The sequence below is a fragment of the Streptomyces niveiscabiei genome (assembly GCF_033794345.1).
GTDB lineage: Bacteria > Actinomycetota > Actinomycetes > Streptomycetales > Streptomycetaceae > Streptomyces > Streptomyces niveiscabiei.
Genome location: NZ_JARAYJ010000022.1, coordinates 92,250 through 110,227 on the forward strand (window position 1 = coordinate 92,250; position 17,978 = coordinate 110,227).

Genomic DNA, 17,978 nt, shown 5'->3' on the forward strand with positions numbered 1-17,978 from the left:
CCGAGCCGACGTACGGGAAAGCCGAGTCGGTCGCCGTCCTGTCCGACATCCACGGCGTCCTGCCCGCCCTCGAAGCGGTGCTCGCCGAACCGGACGTCGCCGCCGCCGACCGGATCGTCCTCACCGGGGACATCGCGGCGGGACCCCAACCCGCCGAGGTCATCGACCTGTTGAGGGAGCAGGGCGACCGCGTGCTGTGGGTCTCCGGCAACGCGGACCGGGAACTGGTCGAGTACCGGCGCGGCCTGCGCGCCGAAATCCCGGACCCCATCGGCCCGTTCGCCGCGCGGGCGCTGACCGAGGAGCACATCGCCTTCCTCGCAGCCCTCCCGGCGACCCGCACGCTCACCGTCGCCGGGCTGGGCGCGACCCTGTTCTGCCACGCAACTCCCCACGACGACGAGGAAGTCGTCCTCGTCGACTCCCGCCCGGCCCGCTGGCGCGAGGTCCTCGCCGGGCTCGACCCCGCCGTGCGCACGGTTGTCTGCGGGCACACCCACATGCCGTATCTCCGCCTCGCCGAGGGCAAGTTGGTCGTCAACCCCGGCAGCGTCGGGATGCCGTACGGCCGTTCCGGCGCGCACTGGTGCCTGCTCGGGCCGGGGGTGGACCTGCGGGTCACGCCGTACGACGTGCCGGGAGCCGTCGCGCGGCTGGTCGCCGAGTGCGCGTACCCGGGGATCGCCGAGTGGGCGGACACCTATCTGTACGCGCGGGTCACGGACACGCTGGCGCTGGAGACGTTCGGGCCGCGTGACGGACGCGGCTGACCAGGCACTCTGTGAATCAGCTGGGCGGCTCCGACGAAATGCCCAGCTTTTTCAAAGGTATTCACAGCGCCTCTTTGCCAACTTTGCCGACCCTGAACAAGGGAGCCGTGTAAGTTCCTCGGTATCGGGTTCCGGACGCGGAATTCGACGAAATCGAAGGTACAGTGCAATCCCCCTTAGGAGTTGGAATGAGCTTCAAGAAGCTTGCCCCGCTGCCCCCGAAGCCCAAGTCGAAGCAGCTCCCGCCCCCGCCGAAGCCGAAGCCCAAGGGTAAGCGCCCGGTTCCGCCGGCCCCCAAGCCGATCCCCGGCCGGGACAACTGATCCCGAGCTGAACTCTGAAAAGGGGCCGGTGGTGCACCGTCGGCCCTTTTTCGATTCATTTGCCGATGGCGGGCCGACGGTGAGGAAAGGGCGTGTCGCATGGCCGACAAGAATGCGGGGGTCGATGATCTCGATACCGATTCGGACGCCGAAGAATACGCGTACGGCACTCCGGCCATTCCGCCCCGGGTCGCGTTCCGCCGTTTCTGGCCGCTGACCAGAGGACTGCGCACCTGGCTGCTGCTCGTCTGGGTCTGCACCGTCCTCGCCGCCCTCGCCGAGACCGAAGCCGTGCTGCTGTTCGGCGAGTTGACCGACCACGCCCTCAACCAGGGCTCCCTGAACGCCTTTTGGGCCCCCGCCGCGAAGTGGCTCGCCGTCGCGGTCGTCGGCGCGGTCGTCGCCTACGCCGGCAACTCCCTCGCCGCCTGGGCCACCGAACGCTTCGTGATGAGACTGCGCGAGCATGTCTTCGACCACGTACAGCAGTTGCCCCCGCACTTCTTCCAAGTCCACCGCCGGGGCGACCTGTTGTCCCGGCTCACCAGCGACGTCGAGGCGATCGAGACGCTCGTCGTGTCCGGCCTCGTGGGCGCCGCCTCCGCCGGGTTCAGCGCCCTCTTCTACGCCGCCGCCGCGTTCTGGCTGCGCTGGGACCTGGCCGCCGCGACCTTCGTCCTCGCGCCCTTGTTCTGGCTCGCGGCCCGCCGTTTCTCCGGCTCCATCAAGGACGTCTCCCGCGCGGGCCGGGTCGCGGACGGCGCGATCACCTCCGTCGTCGAGGAGTCCCTCGGCAACATCGTCCTCACCCAGGCGTACGGCCGCCGCGACGCCGAGCGGCGGCGGCTGCACGAGGAGGCGACGGCGTGGTTCCGCGCCTCCGTGCGCTCGACCCGGCTGAACGAGGCGTACGAGCAGCTCGTCCAGGTCATCGAGACCGTGTGCGTGCTCGCGGTGATCGGCGTCGGCACCTGGGAGATCTCCACCGGGCGCATGACGCTCGGTCAACTCCTCGCGTTCGCTGCCTTCTTGGGCTACCTCTACCCGCCTGTGCGCGGCCTCGCCCAGCTCGGGCTCACGGTCACCGCGGCCACCGCCGGCGCCGAGCGGCTGATCGAGATCCTCGACGTACAGCCGTCGGTCGCCGACCCCAGGCACGCCGCCGACACCGGCCGCCCCGACGGCGCGATCACGGTCCGCGACGTCGCCTTCCGCTACCCCGGCGCGGACCGCGACGCCCTCCGGGGGCTCTCCTTCGACGTCAGCCCTGGCGAGCTGGTGATCGTCACCGGCCCGAGCGGCGCCGGGAAGTCCACGGTCTCGAAGCTCCTCCTCAGGTTCTACGACCCTGATACCGGAGAGGTGCGCCTCGACGGCACTCCTCTGAGGGACCTCCCCCTCACCCGGCTGCGGGAGTACGTCACCCTCCTCCCCCAGGAGACGCTGGTCCTGCACGACACCGTCCGCGCCAACATCGCCTGCGGCCGGCCCGGTGCCAGCGACGAGGCGATCGAGGCGGCGGCACGCGCGGCCGACGCCCACGACTTCGTCGTACGCCTCCCCGACGGGTACGACACGCGGATCGACCCCGGCACCGCGCGCCTGTCCGGCGGTCAGCTCCAGCGGCTCGCCATCGCCCGCGCGATCCTGCGGGACTCCCCGGTGCTGGTCCTCGACGAGCCGACGACCGGGCTCGACGCGATGTCCGCACGCCGGGTGGTCAAGCCGCTGCGGCGGCTGATGGCCGGGCGGACGACCCTGATGATCACCCACGACCTCAACCTCGCGCCCGACGCCGACCGCATCCTCGTCGTCGACCGGGGGCGGGTCGTCGAGACCGGGCGGCACGAGGAACTGCTCGCGCGCGGCGGGGCGTACTCCCGGCTGCACCGCTCGCAGAACAACGCCGTCATGGACACGGGGGAGCTGCGGATGCCGGTGTTCCTGGAGGAGGGAGCGGCGGAGACGGGGTTGGGCGATGGCGTGGGCCAGGGGTACTACCCCGGTGACACGGATGGAGCGGGGCCCTACGGGTACGGGCCCTACGGGTACGGGGGCTACGGGTATGACGTACCGGCTTCCGTACCGGCACCCGAGCCCAACCCCTACACCGCATACGACACGAACCACCCCTACTACGGTCACCTCTTCCGGCCCGGCGACTGAAGGCATCTCACGCTCCGAGACAGCGGCAAACCCGGTTCACACGCCTGACCGAGTCCATTACCGTGGACTCGTAAGTGCATCATGATGAACTCGCCGAGCACCGGGACCGCCAGTGACCACCCCTGAACCGACGATCGCGATCCCTACTGGCGGCGTACCCGGAACCCTCCGAGGCGAGGGCGGCACTCGGGGCGGTACCCCTGGCGGGGGACGGGTACGGGGTACCAGCCCCCTCGGGCCCATCGGCCTGGTGCTGGCCGGCGGCGTGTCGGTGCAGTTCGGCGGCGCCCTGTCCGTACTTCTGATGCCGAGGGCGGGCGCGCTCGGCGTGGTGACGCTGCGACTGGTGGTCGCCTCGGTCGTGCTGCTCGTGATCTGCCGCCCCCGCCTGCGCGGCCACTCGCGCGCGGACTGGGGCACGGTGATCGTCTTCGGCGCCACGATGGCCACCATGAACGGCCTCTTCTACCAGGCCGTCGCCCGCATCCCCCTCGGCCCGGCCGTCACCCTGGAGGTCCTCGGCCCGCTGGCCCTCTCGGTCCTGGCCTCCCGCCGCGCGGTGAACGCGGTCTGGGCGGCCCTCGCCCTCGCCGGCGTCTTCCTGCTCGGCGGCGGGAGCTTCGACAGCCTCGACCCGGCCGGCGTCGCGTTCGCGCTCTCGGCGGGCGTCGCCTGGGCGACGTACATCGTCTTCAGCGCCCGCACGGGCCGCCGCTTCCCGCAGGCGGACGGGCTCGCGCTCGCGATGGGCGTCGGGGCCGTCCTCTTCCTGCCGCTCGGGATCGCGGAGGCGGGTACGAAGCTGCTGCACCCGGCGACCGTCGGCCTCGGCGCGGCCGTCGCGATCCTCTCCTCCGTCCTCCCCTACACCCTCGAACTCCTCGCGCTGCGCCGCCTGCCCGCCTCGACCTTCGCGATCCTCATGAGCCTCGAACCCGCGATCGCCGCGGGGGCCGGGTTCCTCATCCTCGACCAGGCCCTGACCTCGCTCCAGGCGCTGGCGATCGCACTCGTCATCGCCGCGAGCATGGGGGCGGTACGTACGCAGGTGGGGAGGGGGAGGGCGGAGGTGCCGGACGCGCCCGGCGCCTCCGGCAAGCCCAGCGCCTCCGGCGGCTCCGAAACCTCCACCGGCTGAGGCGCCCCGTCGTCCCTCTGCGGGTGTACCCGGGTAGTACCCGGGAGGGACGACCGAGGTGAGGAGGCCGGGACCCCGTACCCGTCCCCGTTTCGTCCCTGTACTCGTACTCGTCCCTCCCAGGTATCCCCTACCTCAGTAGCGCTGTACGTCCTTCGTCAGGACCCCTTGCTCGGTCGCGAGCGTGTGGTCGTAGCAGACCCCCGGCCCCCGGACCCGGTACCGCTCACTCGTCGTGGCCACGGCGTGCCGCTGCTCGCGGGGTACGCCGAGCGTGAAGGTCGCGTCGCCGCGGTACTCGTCGTCGACGCGGGTGGCGCCGACGGCCGAGCGGTCGCCGACGGACATGATCACGCGCAGCCGGTTGGCGCTGTCGATGGTCGCGCGGCCGTCGAGGGTGTAGGTGCGGTCGGTGCGGGAGACGTGCCCGCCGGTGGTGACGGCCTGGTGGTCGGTCCACGTGCCGGTCTGGTCGTCGGTGTTCTCGTCGGGCGTCCACCGGTGGTCGATCGCGGTCGTGACGGTCCGCTCGACCGTCGTCGTGACCCGGCCGTGCGAGGTGTCGACGTACCCGGTGACCTTGAGCCGGTCCGAGCCGTCGGTCGCCAGGTGCCGCAGCGAGCCGTCAGTGTAGTGATTGACGACCTGAGGACCACTCTGCCGGTACGACGTGACGGCCCCGGTCACGACCGCCTTGTGGTGGTCCTGCCAGACGAGGACGTTCGTCGGCGCGCTCCACCCGGTCTGCCCGGCCGGCACCCCGATCACCGACACGTCGACCTTGTGCGCCTTGCCGTCGTTCAGGACTCCCGCGAACGGCGTCAGGTCGTACACCAGCGGTCGTACGTCGAAGGAGTGAGGCGAGGGGATCACCGACCAGAGGTACGGGGACCAGCCGCCGGTCCACACGTTCGGGTACGGGGACGCGATCCCGGCGACCTTCCCGTCGACGCTGATCCGCACCTCGCGGTACGGCCCGTCGTCCCCGCCCTTGCAGGAGTACGACGCCGAAGGGGTGACCGCCGAGTACCAGAACTCCTCGCAGCCGCCGCCCGACCCGGTGGCGTACACCTCCGCGAGGATCCGCTCGGAGTTGCGCGGCACGGTGAGCGAGGCGCCCGTCGTCACCCGGTCGGCGTCGCTCAGCGGGATGACGCGGTCGGGCCCAAAGACCCGTACTCCAGGGGTAGACGCGTAGAACGTGAGAGTGGCCTTGACGTTCAGGACGCCCGTGTAGGTGTCGTCGACAACGTTGCCGATGAGCATGTCGACGGACTGCGGGGTGCTGAGGGTGGGCGCGTACTGGGTGACGTCCTTCTCGACGGACCAGTCGATGCCGTCCTGCGAGGGCTCGGGCGTCGAGGTGCGGAGCATCTGTACGCCGCCGATGTCCAGGTAGCCGAGCCGGTCGAACTGCCTGCCCTGCACGCTCCCGTCGAGGCGCAGCACGACCTTGGCCCAACTGCCGGGCGCGCCGCAGCCGTTGGGCGGGGTGTAGGTGCCGGTGTACGGGGTGAAGTCCTTGAACCGGGCCTGCGCGACGGTGACCGAGCACGACCTGGTGTGCGGGGTCGCGATCGGCGGGGCGGCGGTGACGGGGTCGTGGTAGTCGGTGCCGAACTCGGGCGGCACGGCGGTGGACGGCGTGGTGGCGGTCGGCGTGGTGGCGGAGACCGGCACGGCGGCCGGTGTGCCGGTCGCCGGGACCGGCGTGCCGGCGGCGGAGGCGCTGCCCAGCGACAGGCCGAACGCGGCGACGGCGGTGGCCAGCACGGTGAGCGCCCGGCCCGGACGGATCGTGGGTCCCGAGGGGCCCGGGGCCCTGGTCCTCGTGGTTCGTTCGACTCTCATGCGGCGCAGTGAACTGCCACGCCCAGGGCCGGGCCAAGAGGACTTGGAAAGGTATTGACCAATTCCGGGGCGTAATCCGACCGGGCGTCGATACGGCCGTGACCTGCCCGCCCTCGACCGCATCCCCCTCGGGCCGCGAAAACCCCGTACCCCGCGCGTACTACGCGAACTACAGTCAGCGCTCATGCCCACACCCACCAGGACAGTAGAAGCCGCAGCCATCGCCGACGCCTACTCCCTCGGCCCCGGCCCCTGGACCGTCACCCCGGTGACCCGGGGCGCCCTCGGGCAGATCTGGCGGCTGACCGGCGCCGGATCGTCCTGGGCGGTGAAGGAGATGCTGTTCGGGTGCGACGAGGACCAGGTCCGCAAGGAGGCCGGACTCCGGGACGCGGCGGAGGAGCTGGGCATCTCGGCGCCCCGCCTGCACACCAACCGCGACGGCGCCCACGTCACCCGCCTGGAGTCCTCCGCGGTCAAGCTGTACGACTGGGTCGAGGGGAGCGCGGCCGACCCCTCCGACCCGGCGGTCCTGGACTGGTTCGGGCGGACGGCCGGGATCGTCCACCGTGCGGGGGCGGGCGCCGAGGGCCCGGTGGACGACTGGTATGAACGCTGCCCCGACGACGCCGAGTGGAAGGAACTCGGCGAGAAGGTACGGCGCGCGGGGCTCGCCTGGGCCGACGACCTGGACCGCTTCGTCGAGGGCGTAGTACCTGAGCTGTCCGCCTGGGTGATACCCGCGGGTGACGCCGGCCTGGTGATGTCGCACCTCGACTTCCAGCCGCAGAACGTCCTGGTGGGCCCCGCCGGGCCGGTCCTGCTCGACTGGGACAACGCCGGTCCCATCTCCGCCGAACAGGAGCTGGCGCGCGCCCTGTTCATCTGGTCGGGCGCGAACGAGCCGGACCCCGGGAGGGCTCAGCGGATCGTCCGGGCGTACCGCGCCGCCGGTGGCCCGGGCGTGATCAGGGGGACCCGGTCGTTCTCCATGCTCTTCGCAACTGCCTTGAACTACGTGCGGGTTCAGGCAGACTGCGCGGTCGAACCGACGGTCACCGAGGAGCAGCGGGCGTTCGGTGCCGAGCAGGCGGTCCACTGCATGCGGGTGATTCCGCGGCTGGACGCGGTCGGTGTGCTGGCGGAGGCGGCTGCGGAGGTGGGCTGAACGGCCCCGCGGCCGGGAGGCGAACTGAACGTCCTTGCGGCCCGGGGGTGTTGACCGGTCGTGCTGCCGGGCACCCTCGGGCCGCCGCCGTGACCAAAATCCATGCAAGCATGCTTGATTGTTTTCACCCCCACTGCCATGCTCGCCCCATGGCCGACCCCACCCCCGTCATCGACGACCTGCGTGCCGAGAGCGAGGAACTCGACCGGCTGGTAGCCGAGTTGAGCCCCGAGCAGTGGAAACTCCCGACGCCGGCGGCCGGTTGGACCATCGCCCACCAGATCGCCCACCTCGCCTGGACGGACCGCTCCGCCCGGCTGGCGATGACCGACCAGGACGCGTTCTCGCGCGAGGTCGAGAAGGCGCTCGTGGCGCCCGGCGACTTCGTGGACGACGGAGCGCGGGCCGGGGCGCAACGCCCGCCCGAGCGCTTGCTCGGGGGCTGGCGGGCCGAACGCGAGGCGCTGGAGAAGGTGTTGCGGACGGCGCCCGAGCGGGGACGGTTCCCCTGGTACGGCCCGCCGATGTCCACCGCGTCCATGGCCACCGCCCGCCTGATGGAGACCTGGGCGCACGGCCTGGACGTCGCGGACGCGCTCGGCGTCACGCCGGCCCCCACCGACCGGCTCCGCCACATCGCCCGACTCGGCGTCAGGACACGGGACTTCGCGTTCGGCGTGCACGGGCTGGCGGCGCCGTTCGAGGAGTTCCGCGTCGAACTCACCGCTCCTTCCGGCGAGTTGTGGACGTACGGGCCCGAGGACGCCGACCAGCGGGTCACCGGTCCCGCCCTCGACTTCTGCCTCCTCGTCACCCAGCGCGCCCACCGCGACGACCTCGCGCTCGACGCCGAAGGGCCGGAGGCGGAGCAGTGGTTGGGGGTCGCCCAGGTGTTCGCGGGGCCGCCCGGAGGGGGCCGCCCGCCGAAGTCGGAGACCACCGAACGGCAGGCGGGGGAGGCCGGGTGACCCTCCGGATCGGCAACTTCTCAGGGTTCTACGGCGACCGTCTGGACGCCCTCCACGAGATGCTGACCGGAGGCGAACTCGACGTCCTCACCGGGGACTTCCTCGCCGAGCTGACCATGCTCATCCTCGGCCGGGACCGGCTCAAGGACCCCGGCGCCGGGTTCGCGCGCACCTTTCTGCGGCAACTGGAGGACTGCCTCGGCCTCGCACACGAACGAGGGGTGCGGATCGTCACCAACGCCGGCGGGCTCAATCCGGCTGGACTCGCCGACGCCGTACGGGAGTTGGCGCGGCGGCTCGGGGTTCCGGCCAGAGTCGCGTACGTCGAGGGGGACGATCTGCGTGGGCGGTTCCCGGACGCGCTCGCCGCGCACGCCTACCTCGGCGGGTTCGGGATCGCCGCGTGCCTGCGGGAGGGCGCCGACATCGTGGTGACCGGGCGGGTGACCGACGCGGCGCTCGTCACCGGGCCCGCCGCCGCGCACTTCGGGTGGGGGCCCAGGGAGTACGACCGGCTCGCGGGCGCGGTCGTCGCCGGGCACGTCCTGGAGTGCGGGACACAGGCCACCGGCGGCAACTACGCCTTCTTCCGGGAGGCCGACGTACGCCGTCCCGGCTTCCCGCTCGCCGAACTCCACGCCGACGGCAGCTGCGTGATCACCAAGCACCCCGGTACGGGGGGTCTGGTGGACGTCGGTACGGTCACCGCCCAACTCCTGTACGAGACGGGCGGCGCCCGGTACGCCGGGCCCGATGTGACCGCCCGCCTCGACTCCGTGGTCCTGGAGAGCGACGGGCCCGACCGGGTCCGGGTCACCGGGGTACGGGGGGAGGCGCCGCCGCCGGACCTCAAGGTCGGGCTGAGCCGGATCGGGGGCTTCCGCAACGAGGTCGCGTTCGTGCTCACCGGGCTCGACATCGAGGCCAAGGCCGCGCTCGTGCGGGAGCAGACGGAGACGTACGCCTTCGGCAAGTCCCTTCCCGCCGAGGTGCGTTGGGACCTCGTCCGCACCGACCGGGCCGACGCCGGGACCGAGGAGGAGGCCAGTGCCGTACTGCGCCTGGTCGTACGGGACGCACGGGAGGAGGCCGTCGGACGTGCCCTGTCCGGCGCCGTCGTCGAGCTGGCTCTCGGGAGCTACCCCGGGTTCCACGTCCTCGCGCCGCCCGGGCGCGGGGCGCCGTACGGGGTGTTCGAGGCGGCGTACATACCCCAGGGGGACGTCGAGCACGTGGCCGTCCTCGACGACGGGCGGCGGATCGCCGTACCCCCACCCACCCGTACCACCGCACTCGAACCCGCACCGGAGCCGCCGCTTCCCGAGCCGTTGCCTCCCTCTCAGGTACTAGTACGGGTACCCCTGGGGACGTTCGCCGGGGCGCGCAGCGGCGACAAGGGCGGTGACGCGAACGTCGGGGTGTGGGTACGCGCCGACGAAGCCTGGCGCTGGCTCGTCCACGAGCTGACGGTCGACCGGTTCCGCGAACTGCTCCCCGAGACCCGCGAACTCCCCGTCACCCGCCACGTCCTGCCCGGCCTCCGCGCCGTGAACTTCGTGGTCGAGGGCATCCTCGGCACGGGCGTCGCCTCCCAGCACCGCTTCGACCCTCAGGCCAAGGCCCTGGGGGAGTGGCTGCGGGCGCGGTACGTGGACGTGCCGGAGGGGGTGGCGGCGGGCGTCCCGCGCGCGGGGGCGAGGGACGAGGGACTTGCGCGCGGGGGTGGGGCGGTGGCGGTCGTACCTGCCGGTCCTGCGCCCAGAGGCGCGGCGGCGGTGACCGTTCCTGCCGGTCCTGCGCCCGGGGGCGGGACGGCGATGGGCGTTCCCGGCGGGTGCGCGCCCGGACGTGGGGTGGTGACCCCCGACTCCGACGGCCCAGGCGGCCGTGCGCCCGCGCGCGGGGCGGGGGCGGTCGATGCCGGTGACCTCGCGCCCGGGTGCACTGAGGCTTCGTCTCCGGCTTCGGGGGCGGGTGATGTGGGTGACCTCGTGCCCGTGCGCATTGCGGGTTCGCCCCGGCCTTCAGGGACGGGGGATGCGGGTGACCCCGTGCTCGCGCGGACCGTGGCCCCGGCCGGTCCTGGCGACGAGGGGCCCGCGCGCACGACGCACCAGGCTGCTCCCGCCGTTCCTGGGGTTCCCCCGGCGGCGGCCACCACTGCACCCGCGCGTGAGACAACCGCCCCGGGAGGCTCTCCGCGCGCAGCGGTCGGCCTGAGCGGGCAGGCCGTCTCCGAGGGGCCGCGCGCACCCACAGCCGGCGCCTCGGACGTGCCGGTTCCCGTTGCCGTCCCGGAGTGCGCGCGGGTGCCCCCGGAAGCGTCCGCCCACGCCGCAGCGCCGCGCGGCCCCGTACGCCCCGCTGCCGCCACAGTTGGTCCGCCGAGTCCCCGAGGGGCTCCCCAGCCCTCCTGCACGGCCTCTGACGGCCCGCAGGCCCCGCAGGAGGCGTCCGGACGCCCGCCGTCGCCCTCGGACTCCGCAGCGGCCTACGCAGGCCCCTCGCGCCCCGCCGCGACGGAAGCTCCGCCCCCGGAACCCGCCCGGCCCCCGGAACCCGCCCCGCCCCCGCACGCCCCCTCGGGCGCTGGAACCGCGCCGCTCACCCCCATGGAGGCCGCCCCGTGACTGTCCTGACCACGGCCCTGGATGTGCACGGCCCCGACTACCGGGCGAACCGTGAGGCCATGCTCGCCAAGCTCGACGAACTGGCGGCCGAGCAGGCGAAGGCGCTCGCGGGGGGCGGGCCGAAGTACGTCGAGAGGCATCGCGCGCGCGGGAAGCTGCTCGCGCGTGAGCGGATCGAGCTGCTGGTGGACGCCGATACGCCCTTCCTGGAGCTGTCGCCGCTCGCGGCCTGGGGGAGCGAGTACCCCGTGGGCGCGTCGCTGGTGACCGGGATCGGGGTCGTGGAGGGCGTCGAGTGCCTGATCACCGCGAACGACCCCACCGTGCGCGGGGGCGCGAGCAATCCCTGGAGTCTCAAGAAGGCCCTCAGGGCGAACGACATCGCGCTGGCCAACCGGCTGCCCTGCGTCAGCCTGGTGGAGTCCGGAGGCGCCGACCTGCCGTCCCAGAAGGAGATCTTCATCCCCGGGGGCGCGATCTTCCGCGATCTCACGCGCCTGTCGGCGGCGGGCATCCCCACGGTCGCCGTCGTCTTCGGCAATTCCACCGCGGGCGGCGCGTATATCCCCGGGATGTCCGACCACGTGATCATGGTCAAGGAGCGCGCGAAGGTGTTCCTCGGCGGCCCGCCCCTCGTGAAGATGGCGACCGGCGAGGAGAGCGACGACGAGTCCCTCGGCGGCGCCGAGATGCACGCGCGCGTGTCGGGTCTCGCGGACCACTTCGCGGTCGACGAGCGGGACGCGATCCGGCAGGCACGTCGCGTGGTGGCCCGCCTCAACCACCGCAAGGCGTACGGGAACCCGCCCCCGGCGCTCCCCCCGAAGTACGACGAGGACGAGCTCCTGGGGATCGTCCCCGGCGATCTGAAGATTCCGTTCGACCCGCGCGAGGTGATCGCGAGGATCGTCGACGCCTCCGACTTCGACGAGTTCAAACCGCTGTACGGGACGAGCCTCACGACGGGCTGGGCGACCTTGCACGGCTATCCCGTGGGGGTGCTCGCGAACGCGCAGGGCGTGCTGTTCAGCCAGGAGTCCCAGAAGGCGGCCCAGTTCATCCAGCTGGCCAACCAGCGGGACGTTCCGCTGCTGTTCCTGCACAACACCACCGGCTACATGGTCGGCCGGGAGTACGAGCAGGGCGGCATCATCAAGCACGGCGCGATGATGATCAACGCGGTGAGCAACAGCCGGGTGCCGCACCTGTCGGTCCTCATGGGCGCCTCGTACGGCGCCGGCCACTACGGGATGTGCGGCCGGGCCTACGACCCGCGGTTCCTGTTCGCCTGGCCGAGCGCCAAGTCGGCCGTGATGGGCCCTCAGCAGCTCGCAGGCGTCCTGTCGATCGTGGCCCGGCAGTCCGCCGCCTCCAAGGGCCTCCCGTACGACGAGGAGGCCGATCAGGGCCTTCGCGCCATGGTGGAGCGGCAGATCGAGTCGGAGTCCCTGCCGATGTTCCTGTCCGGGCGGCTGTACGACGACGGCGTGATCGACCCGCGCGACACGCGCACGGTGCTCGGCCTGTGCCTGTCGGCGATCCACACCGCCCCCTACGAAGGCGCGCGCGGCGGCTTCGGCGTCTTCCGCATGTGAGAGGTGCCTTGTGATTTCCACCGTTCTGGTCGCCAACCGGGGCGAGATCGCCTGCCGGATCTTCCGCACCTGCCGCGAGGCGGGCATCGGCACGGTCGCCGTGCACTCCGACCCCGACGAGAACGCCCTGCACGCGCGCGTGGCCGACCGCTGCGTACGGCTGCCCGGGGCGACGCCCGCCGAGACGTACCTGCGCGGCGACCTGATCGTGAAGGCCGCCCTCGCGTCCGGCGCGGACGCCGTGCACCCCGGGTACGGCTTCCTGTCCGAGAAGGCCGCCTTCGCGCGCGCGGTGCTCGACGCCGGCCTGGTGTGGATCGGGCCGCCCCCGGAGGCGATCGAGGCGATGGCGTCCAAGACGCGCGCGAAGGCCCTCATGGGGATCGCCCCGCTGACGGACGTCACCGACGCCGACCTGCCGGTGCTGGTGAAGGCGGCGGCCGGGGGCGGCGGGCGCGGCATGCGGATCGTGCGCCGCGCGCGGGACCTCGCCCCCGCCCTGGAGGCCGCCCGCGCGGAGGCCGCGAGCGCCTTCGGGGACGGCGAGGTGTTCGTAGAGCCGTACGTCGAGCGCGGGCGCCACGTCGAGGTGCAGATCCTCGCCGACACGCACGGCACGGTGTGGGCGCTCGGCACGCGCGACTGCTCGCTCCAGCGACGCCACCAGAAGGTGATCGAGGAGGCGCCCGCGCCGGGGCTGTCCGAGGCCACCGGGCGGGAACTGCGGGACCTGGCCGTACGCGCGGCGCGCGCGGTGTCGTACGCCGGCGCCGGGACCGTCGAGTTCCTCCTCGCCCCCGACGGCACGGCGCACTTCCTGGAGATGAACACCCGCCTCCAGGTCGAACACCCCGTCACGGAGGCCGTGTTCGGTCTCGACCTCGTCGCCGAGCAGATCCGGATCGCCGAAGGGGCCGCCCTCGCGGACGAACCGCCTCCCGCGCGCGGGCACGCGATCGAGGCCCGCCTCTACGCCGAGGACCCCGCGCGCGCGTGGACCCCCCAGACCGGCACCCTGCACCGCCTCGCCGTCCCGGGCGGCGTCCGCCTGGACACCGGGTACGCCGACGGCGACACGATCGGCGTCCACTACGACCCGCTGCTCGCCAAGGTGATCGCCCACGCGCCCACGCGCGCGGAAGCGGTCCGCAAGCTGGCCGGCGCCCTCGAACGGGCCGCCGTCCACGGCCCGACGACCAACCGGGACCTCCTCCTGCGCTCCCTGCGCCACGAGGAGTTCACGCACGCGCGCATGGACACCGGCTTCTACGACCGCCACCTCACCGCCCTCACGCGCGCGCCCGCCGACCCGCTCGCCCCTCTCGCGGCGGCTCTCGCGGACGCACACGGCCGTTCACGCTTCGGCGGCTGGCGCAACGTCCCCTCGCAGCCCCAGCGCAAGCGGTACGAGCTGGCGGGGGAGGAGCACGAGGTCGAGTACCGGCACACCCGCGCGGGCCTCGACGCGGACGGGGTGCGCGTCGTCCACGCCGACGCGGGGACCGTCGTCCTCGAAGCGGACGGCGTACGGCGCCGGTTCGAGGTCGCGCGCTACGGCGACCGCGTGCACGTGAACGGGACGGCCCTGACCGCGCTGCCCCGCTTCCCCGACCCGGTACCCCAGCGCGCCCCGGGTTCGCTGGTCGCGCCGATGCCCGGCACGGTCGTCAAGGTCGCGCCCGGCCTTGTCACCGGATCGAGTGTCGAGGCGGGCGAACCGATCGTGTGGCTCGAAGCGATGAAGATGCAACACGCCCTTTCGGCCCCGGTCTCCGGGACGCTGACGGCGCTGGAGGTACAGGCGGGACAGCAGGTGGAGGTGGGAGCCCTGCTGGCCGTGGTCGAGGGCGACCGACAGGACGAAAGCGAAGGAGCGGCACCGTGAGCCAGGTCATCGAATCCGACGAGCACAAGGCCCTGCGCGAGGCGGTCGCGGCCTTCGGCAGGCGCTACGGCCGTGCCTACCTGACGAAGGTCGTCGACGAGGGCCGCCACCCCACCGAGCTGTGGCAGGAGGCCGCGAAACTCGGCTACATCTCGGTGAACCTCCCCGAGGAGTACGGCGGCGGGGGCGGCGGCATCGCCGAACTCGCCTTGGTCCTCGAAGAGCTGGGCGCGGCCGGCTCGCCCCTGCTGATGATGATCGTCTCCCCGGCGATCTGCGGCACGGTGATCGCCCGCTTCGGCACCGAGGCGCAGCGGCGCGAGTGGCTCCCCGCGCTCGCGGACGGCTCCCGCCTGATGGCCTTCGGGATCACCGAACCCGACGCCGGCTCCAACAGCCACCGCATCACCACCACGGCCCGCCGCGACGGCGCCGACTGGCTCCTCACCGGCCGCAAGGTCTTCGTCTCGGGCGTGGACGCGGCCGACGCCACCCTCATCGTCGGCCGCACCGAGGACGCGCGCACGGGCCGCCTCAAGCCCTGCCTGTTCATCGTCCCGCGCGACGCGCCGGGCTTCACCCGCCGCAAGATCGACATGGAACTGCACGGCGCGGAGAAGCAGTTCGAACTCGCCCTGGACGACGTCCGCCTCCCCGCCGAAGCCCTCGTCGGCGACGAGGACGCGGGCCTCGCGCAGCTCTTCGCCGGCCTCAACCCCGAGCGGATCATGACGGCCGCCTTCGCGATCGGCATGGGCCGCTACGCGCTCGCGCGAGCCGTCGAGTACGCCCGCGAACGCACCGTCTGGGACACCCCCATCGGCGCCCACCAGGCCATCGCCCACCCCCTCGCGCAGGCGCACATCGACCTCGAACTCGCCCGCCTGATGACGCAGAAGGCGGCCTGCCTGTACGACGCGGGGGACGACACGGGCGCGGGCGAGGCCGCCAACATGGCGAAGTACGCGGCCGGAGAGGCGTGTGTGAAGGCCGTCGACCAGGCCGTGCACACCCTCGGCGGCAACGGCCTCACGCGCGAGTTCGGCCTCGCCTCGCTGATAACGGTCTCGCGCGTGGCCCGTATCGCCCCGGTGAGCCGCGAGATGATCCTCAACTACGTCTCCCACCAGAGCCTGGGCCTGCCCAAGTCGTACTGACCGCCGCCCCTGTGCGAGGAGGAACCGTGTTCCGCAGCGAGTACGCAGACGTCCCGGCAGTCGACCTGCCCATCCACGACGCCGTCCTGGGCCGCGCCGCAGAGTTCGGCGACCTGCCCGCGCTGATCGACGGCACCGACGGCACGACCCTCAGCTACGAGCAGCTGGACCGCTTCCACCGGCGCGTCGCCGCCGCGCTCGCCGACGCGGGCGTGCGCAAGGGCGACGTGCTCGCCCTGCACAGCCCCAACACGGTCGCCTTCCCCATCGCCTTCTACGCCGCCACGCGCGCGGGCGCCTCGGTCACCACCGTCCATCCCCAGTACACGCCCGAGGAGTTCGCGGGGCAGCTGCGCGACTCTGCCGCCCGCTGGATCGTCACCGTCTCGCCGCTGCTGGAGACCGCCCGGCGCGCGGCCGAACTCGCGGGCGGCGTCGAGGAGATCTTCGTCTGCGACGAGGCACGCGGACACCGCTCGCTGATCGGCATGCTCGCCTCCCAGGCCCCCGAACCGAGCCCGTACATCGACCCGGCGGAGGACGTCGCGGCCCTCCCGTACTCGTCCGGGACGACCGGGCTCCCCAAGGGCGTCATGCTGACCCACCGCCAGATCGCCACCAACCTGGCCCAGCTGGAGCCCGTGATGCCCTCGGGCCCGGGCGACCGGATCCTGGCGGTACTCCCGCTCTTTCACATCTACGGCTTGACGGCCCTGATGAACGTCCCCCTGCGCCGGGGCGCCACCGTCGTCGTCCTGCCCCGCTTCGACCTGGAGACGTTCCTCGCGGCCGTCGAGAAACACCGCATCACCGGCCTGTACGTCGCCCCGCCGATCGTCCTCGCGCTCGCCCGGCACCCCGCCGTCGAGCGCTACGACCTGTCGTCCCTGAAGTACGCCATCAGCGCCGCCGCGCCCCTGGACGCCGGCCTCGCCGCCGCGTGCGCGCGCAGGCTGAACCTCCCGCCCGTGGGCCAGGCGTACGGCATGACGGAACTGTCGCCGGCCACCCACGTCGTCCCCCTGGACGCCATGGCCGCCGCCCCGCCCGGGACCGTCGGCAAGCTCATCGGCGGCACCCGTATGCGGATCGTCTCCCTCGACGACCCCGGCAAGGACCTCGGCCCCGGAGAGGCCGGTGAACTGCTCTTCCGGGGGCCCCAGGTGATGAAGGGCTACCTCGGGCGCCCGGACGCCACCGCCGCGATGATCGACGCCGACGGCTGGCTGCACACCGGGGACATCGGGTACGCCGACGACGCCGGCTGGCTGTACGTCGTCGACCGCGTCAAGGAACTCATCAAGTACAAGGGCTTCCAGGTCGCTCCCGCCGAACTCGAAGCCCTCCTGCTCACCCACCCCGGGATAGCCGACGCCGCCGTGATCGGCATGTACGGCGACGACGGCACCGAGGTCCCGCACGCGCACGTGGTGCGCCGCCCCGACGCCGCCGGCCTCTCCGAGGGGGAGGTGCTGATGTACGTCGCCGAACGCGTCGCGCCCTACAAGCGCGTACGCAAGGTCACCTTCGTCGACGCCGTCCCGCGCGCGGCCTCCGGGAAGATCCTCCGACGCGAGCTGAGGGAGCGCGCATGACCCTGATCGGCCGCAGCCGCGAACGCGGCGTCGAACGCCTCAGCCTCGACGCCGTGGACACCCGCAACGCCCTCTCGGCGGCCCTCGTCACCGGCCTCGCGGACGCGCTCGCCGACTGCGCGCGGGACCCCGCCGTACGGGCCGTCGTCCTCACCCACAGCGGGGGCACGTTCTGCGCGGGCGCCGACCTCAAGGACCCGCCCGCGCCCGAGGAGTTCGTCGGGCTGCTGCGCGCGGTCGTCGGGCTCGGCAAGCCGGTCGTCGCGCGTGTGGCGGGGCACGTGCGCGCGGGCGGCCTCGGGCTCGTCGCCGCCTGCGACGTCGCCGGGGCGGCCACCGGATCGACGTTCGCGTTCACCGAGGTGCGCATCGGGGTCGCGCCCGCCGTCATCTCGCTGCCCCTGCTGCCCCGCGCCGACCCGCGCGCGCTCGCGCGGTACTGCCTCACCGGCGAGCGGTTCGACGCCGCCGAGGCCGTGCGCGCCGGGCTCGTGACCGTCGCCGGCGACGACGTCGACGCCGCCCTCGCACCCGTCCTCGACGGGCTGCGCCGGTCCGCGCCCGACGGGCTGGCCGAGACGAAACGGCTGCTCACGGCTAAGGTTCTCGAAGCCTTCGACCGGGACGCCGCCGAGCTGACGGCCCTCTCCGCGCGGCTCTTCGCCTCGCCCGCGGCCCGCGAGGGCATGACGGCCTTCCTCGAACGACGGGATCCCGCATGGGTGCTGTGAC

General features: G+C 72.8%; 12 protein-coding genes and 1 pseudogene. 12 read left to right on the top strand and 1 reads right to left on the bottom strand.

Going from position 1 to position 17,978, the window contains the following annotated elements; translation table 11 throughout:
* Positions 1 to 38 precede the first annotated feature (38 nt).
* From PV682_RS27305 to PV682_RS27320, 4 genes are all read left to right on the top strand, one after another.
* Positions 39 to 770 carry a metallophosphoesterase family protein gene (locus PV682_RS27305; protein ID WP_319734496.1) on the top strand — a complete coding sequence of 244 codons (732 nt, stop codon included), beginning with the start codon at positions 39 to 41 and terminating at the stop codon, positions 768 to 770.
* 188 nt (positions 771 to 958) lie between these two features.
* Positions 959 to 1,093, top strand: a complete 135-nt coding sequence (locus PV682_RS27310; RefSeq protein ID WP_319734403.1) for a hypothetical protein — start codon at positions 959 to 961, stop codon at positions 1,091 to 1,093.
* A gap of 99 nt (positions 1,094 to 1,192) precedes the next feature.
* Positions 1,193 to 3,259, top strand: a complete 2,067-nt coding sequence (locus PV682_RS27315; protein WP_319734405.1) for an ABC transporter ATP-binding protein — start codon at positions 1,193 to 1,195, stop codon at positions 3,257 to 3,259.
* Between the two features lie 133 nt (positions 3,260 to 3,392).
* Positions 3,393 to 4,397 carry an EamA family transporter gene (locus tag PV682_RS27320; protein ID WP_407705749.1) on the top strand — a complete coding sequence of 335 codons (1,005 nt, stop codon included), beginning with the start codon at positions 3,393 to 3,395 and terminating at the stop codon, positions 4,395 to 4,397.
* Positions 4,398 to 4,532: 135 nt separating this feature from the next.
* Here the strand turns inward: PV682_RS27320 and PV682_RS27325 are convergent, their stop codons facing one another.
* Positions 4,533 to 6,248: a peptide-N4-asparagine amidase gene (locus PV682_RS27325; protein WP_319734407.1), complete on the bottom strand. Its 1,716-nt coding sequence runs from the start codon at positions 6,246 to 6,248 to the stop codon at positions 4,533 to 4,535.
* A gap of 184 nt (positions 6,249 to 6,432) precedes the next feature.
* On the opposite strand from PV682_RS27325, the gene PV682_RS27330 reads away from it, so the two are divergent.
* The 8 genes and pseudogenes from PV682_RS27330 to PV682_RS27365 all read left to right on the top strand — a co-directional run bounded on the left by PV682_RS27330 (position 6,433) and on the right by PV682_RS27365 (position 17,977).
* Complete coding sequence (locus PV682_RS27330; protein ID WP_319734409.1) at positions 6,433 to 7,416, top strand: phosphotransferase enzyme family protein; 984 nt, start codon at positions 6,433 to 6,435, stop codon at positions 7,414 to 7,416.
* 149 nt (positions 7,417 to 7,565) lie between these two features.
* Positions 7,566 to 8,384 (top strand): TIGR03084 family metal-binding protein, encoded by an 819-nt coding sequence (locus tag PV682_RS27335; protein ID WP_319734411.1) that lies wholly within the window; start codon positions 7,566 to 7,568, stop codon positions 8,382 to 8,384.
* A pseudogene (locus PV682_RS27340) lies at positions 8,381 to 10,048 on the top strand (acyclic terpene utilization AtuA family protein); the annotation flags it as partial. The gene PV682_RS27335 and the pseudogene PV682_RS27340, both read left to right, overlap by 4 nt.
* Positions 10,049 to 11,010: 962 nt before the next feature.
* Positions 11,011 to 12,609 carry an acyl-CoA carboxylase subunit beta gene (locus tag PV682_RS27345; RefSeq protein WP_319734413.1) on the top strand — a complete coding sequence of 533 codons (1,599 nt, stop codon included), beginning with the start codon at positions 11,011 to 11,013 and terminating at the stop codon, positions 12,607 to 12,609.
* 10 nt (positions 12,610 to 12,619) lie between these two features.
* Positions 12,620 to 14,494, top strand: coding sequence for an acetyl/propionyl/methylcrotonyl-CoA carboxylase subunit alpha (locus PV682_RS27350; RefSeq protein WP_319734415.1), 1,875 nt, complete (start codon positions 12,620 to 12,622; stop codon positions 14,492 to 14,494).
* Positions 14,491 to 15,651 carry an acyl-CoA dehydrogenase family protein gene (locus tag PV682_RS27355; protein ID WP_319734417.1) on the top strand — a complete coding sequence of 387 codons (1,161 nt, stop codon included), beginning with the start codon at positions 14,491 to 14,493 and terminating at the stop codon, positions 15,649 to 15,651. The genes PV682_RS27350 and PV682_RS27355 overlap by 4 nt, the downstream gene beginning before the upstream one ends.
* Before the next feature lie 26 nt (positions 15,652 to 15,677).
* Positions 15,678 to 17,246: a 4-coumarate--CoA ligase family protein gene (locus tag PV682_RS27360; protein WP_319734419.1), complete on the top strand. Its 1,569-nt coding sequence runs from the start codon at positions 15,678 to 15,680 to the stop codon at positions 17,244 to 17,246.
* Positions 17,243 to 17,977 carry an enoyl-CoA hydratase family protein gene (locus tag PV682_RS27365; RefSeq protein WP_319734421.1) on the top strand — a complete coding sequence of 245 codons (735 nt, stop codon included), beginning with the start codon at positions 17,243 to 17,245 and terminating at the stop codon, positions 17,975 to 17,977. The genes PV682_RS27360 and PV682_RS27365 overlap by 4 nt, the downstream gene beginning before the upstream one ends.
* Position 17,978: the final 1 nt, after the last annotated feature.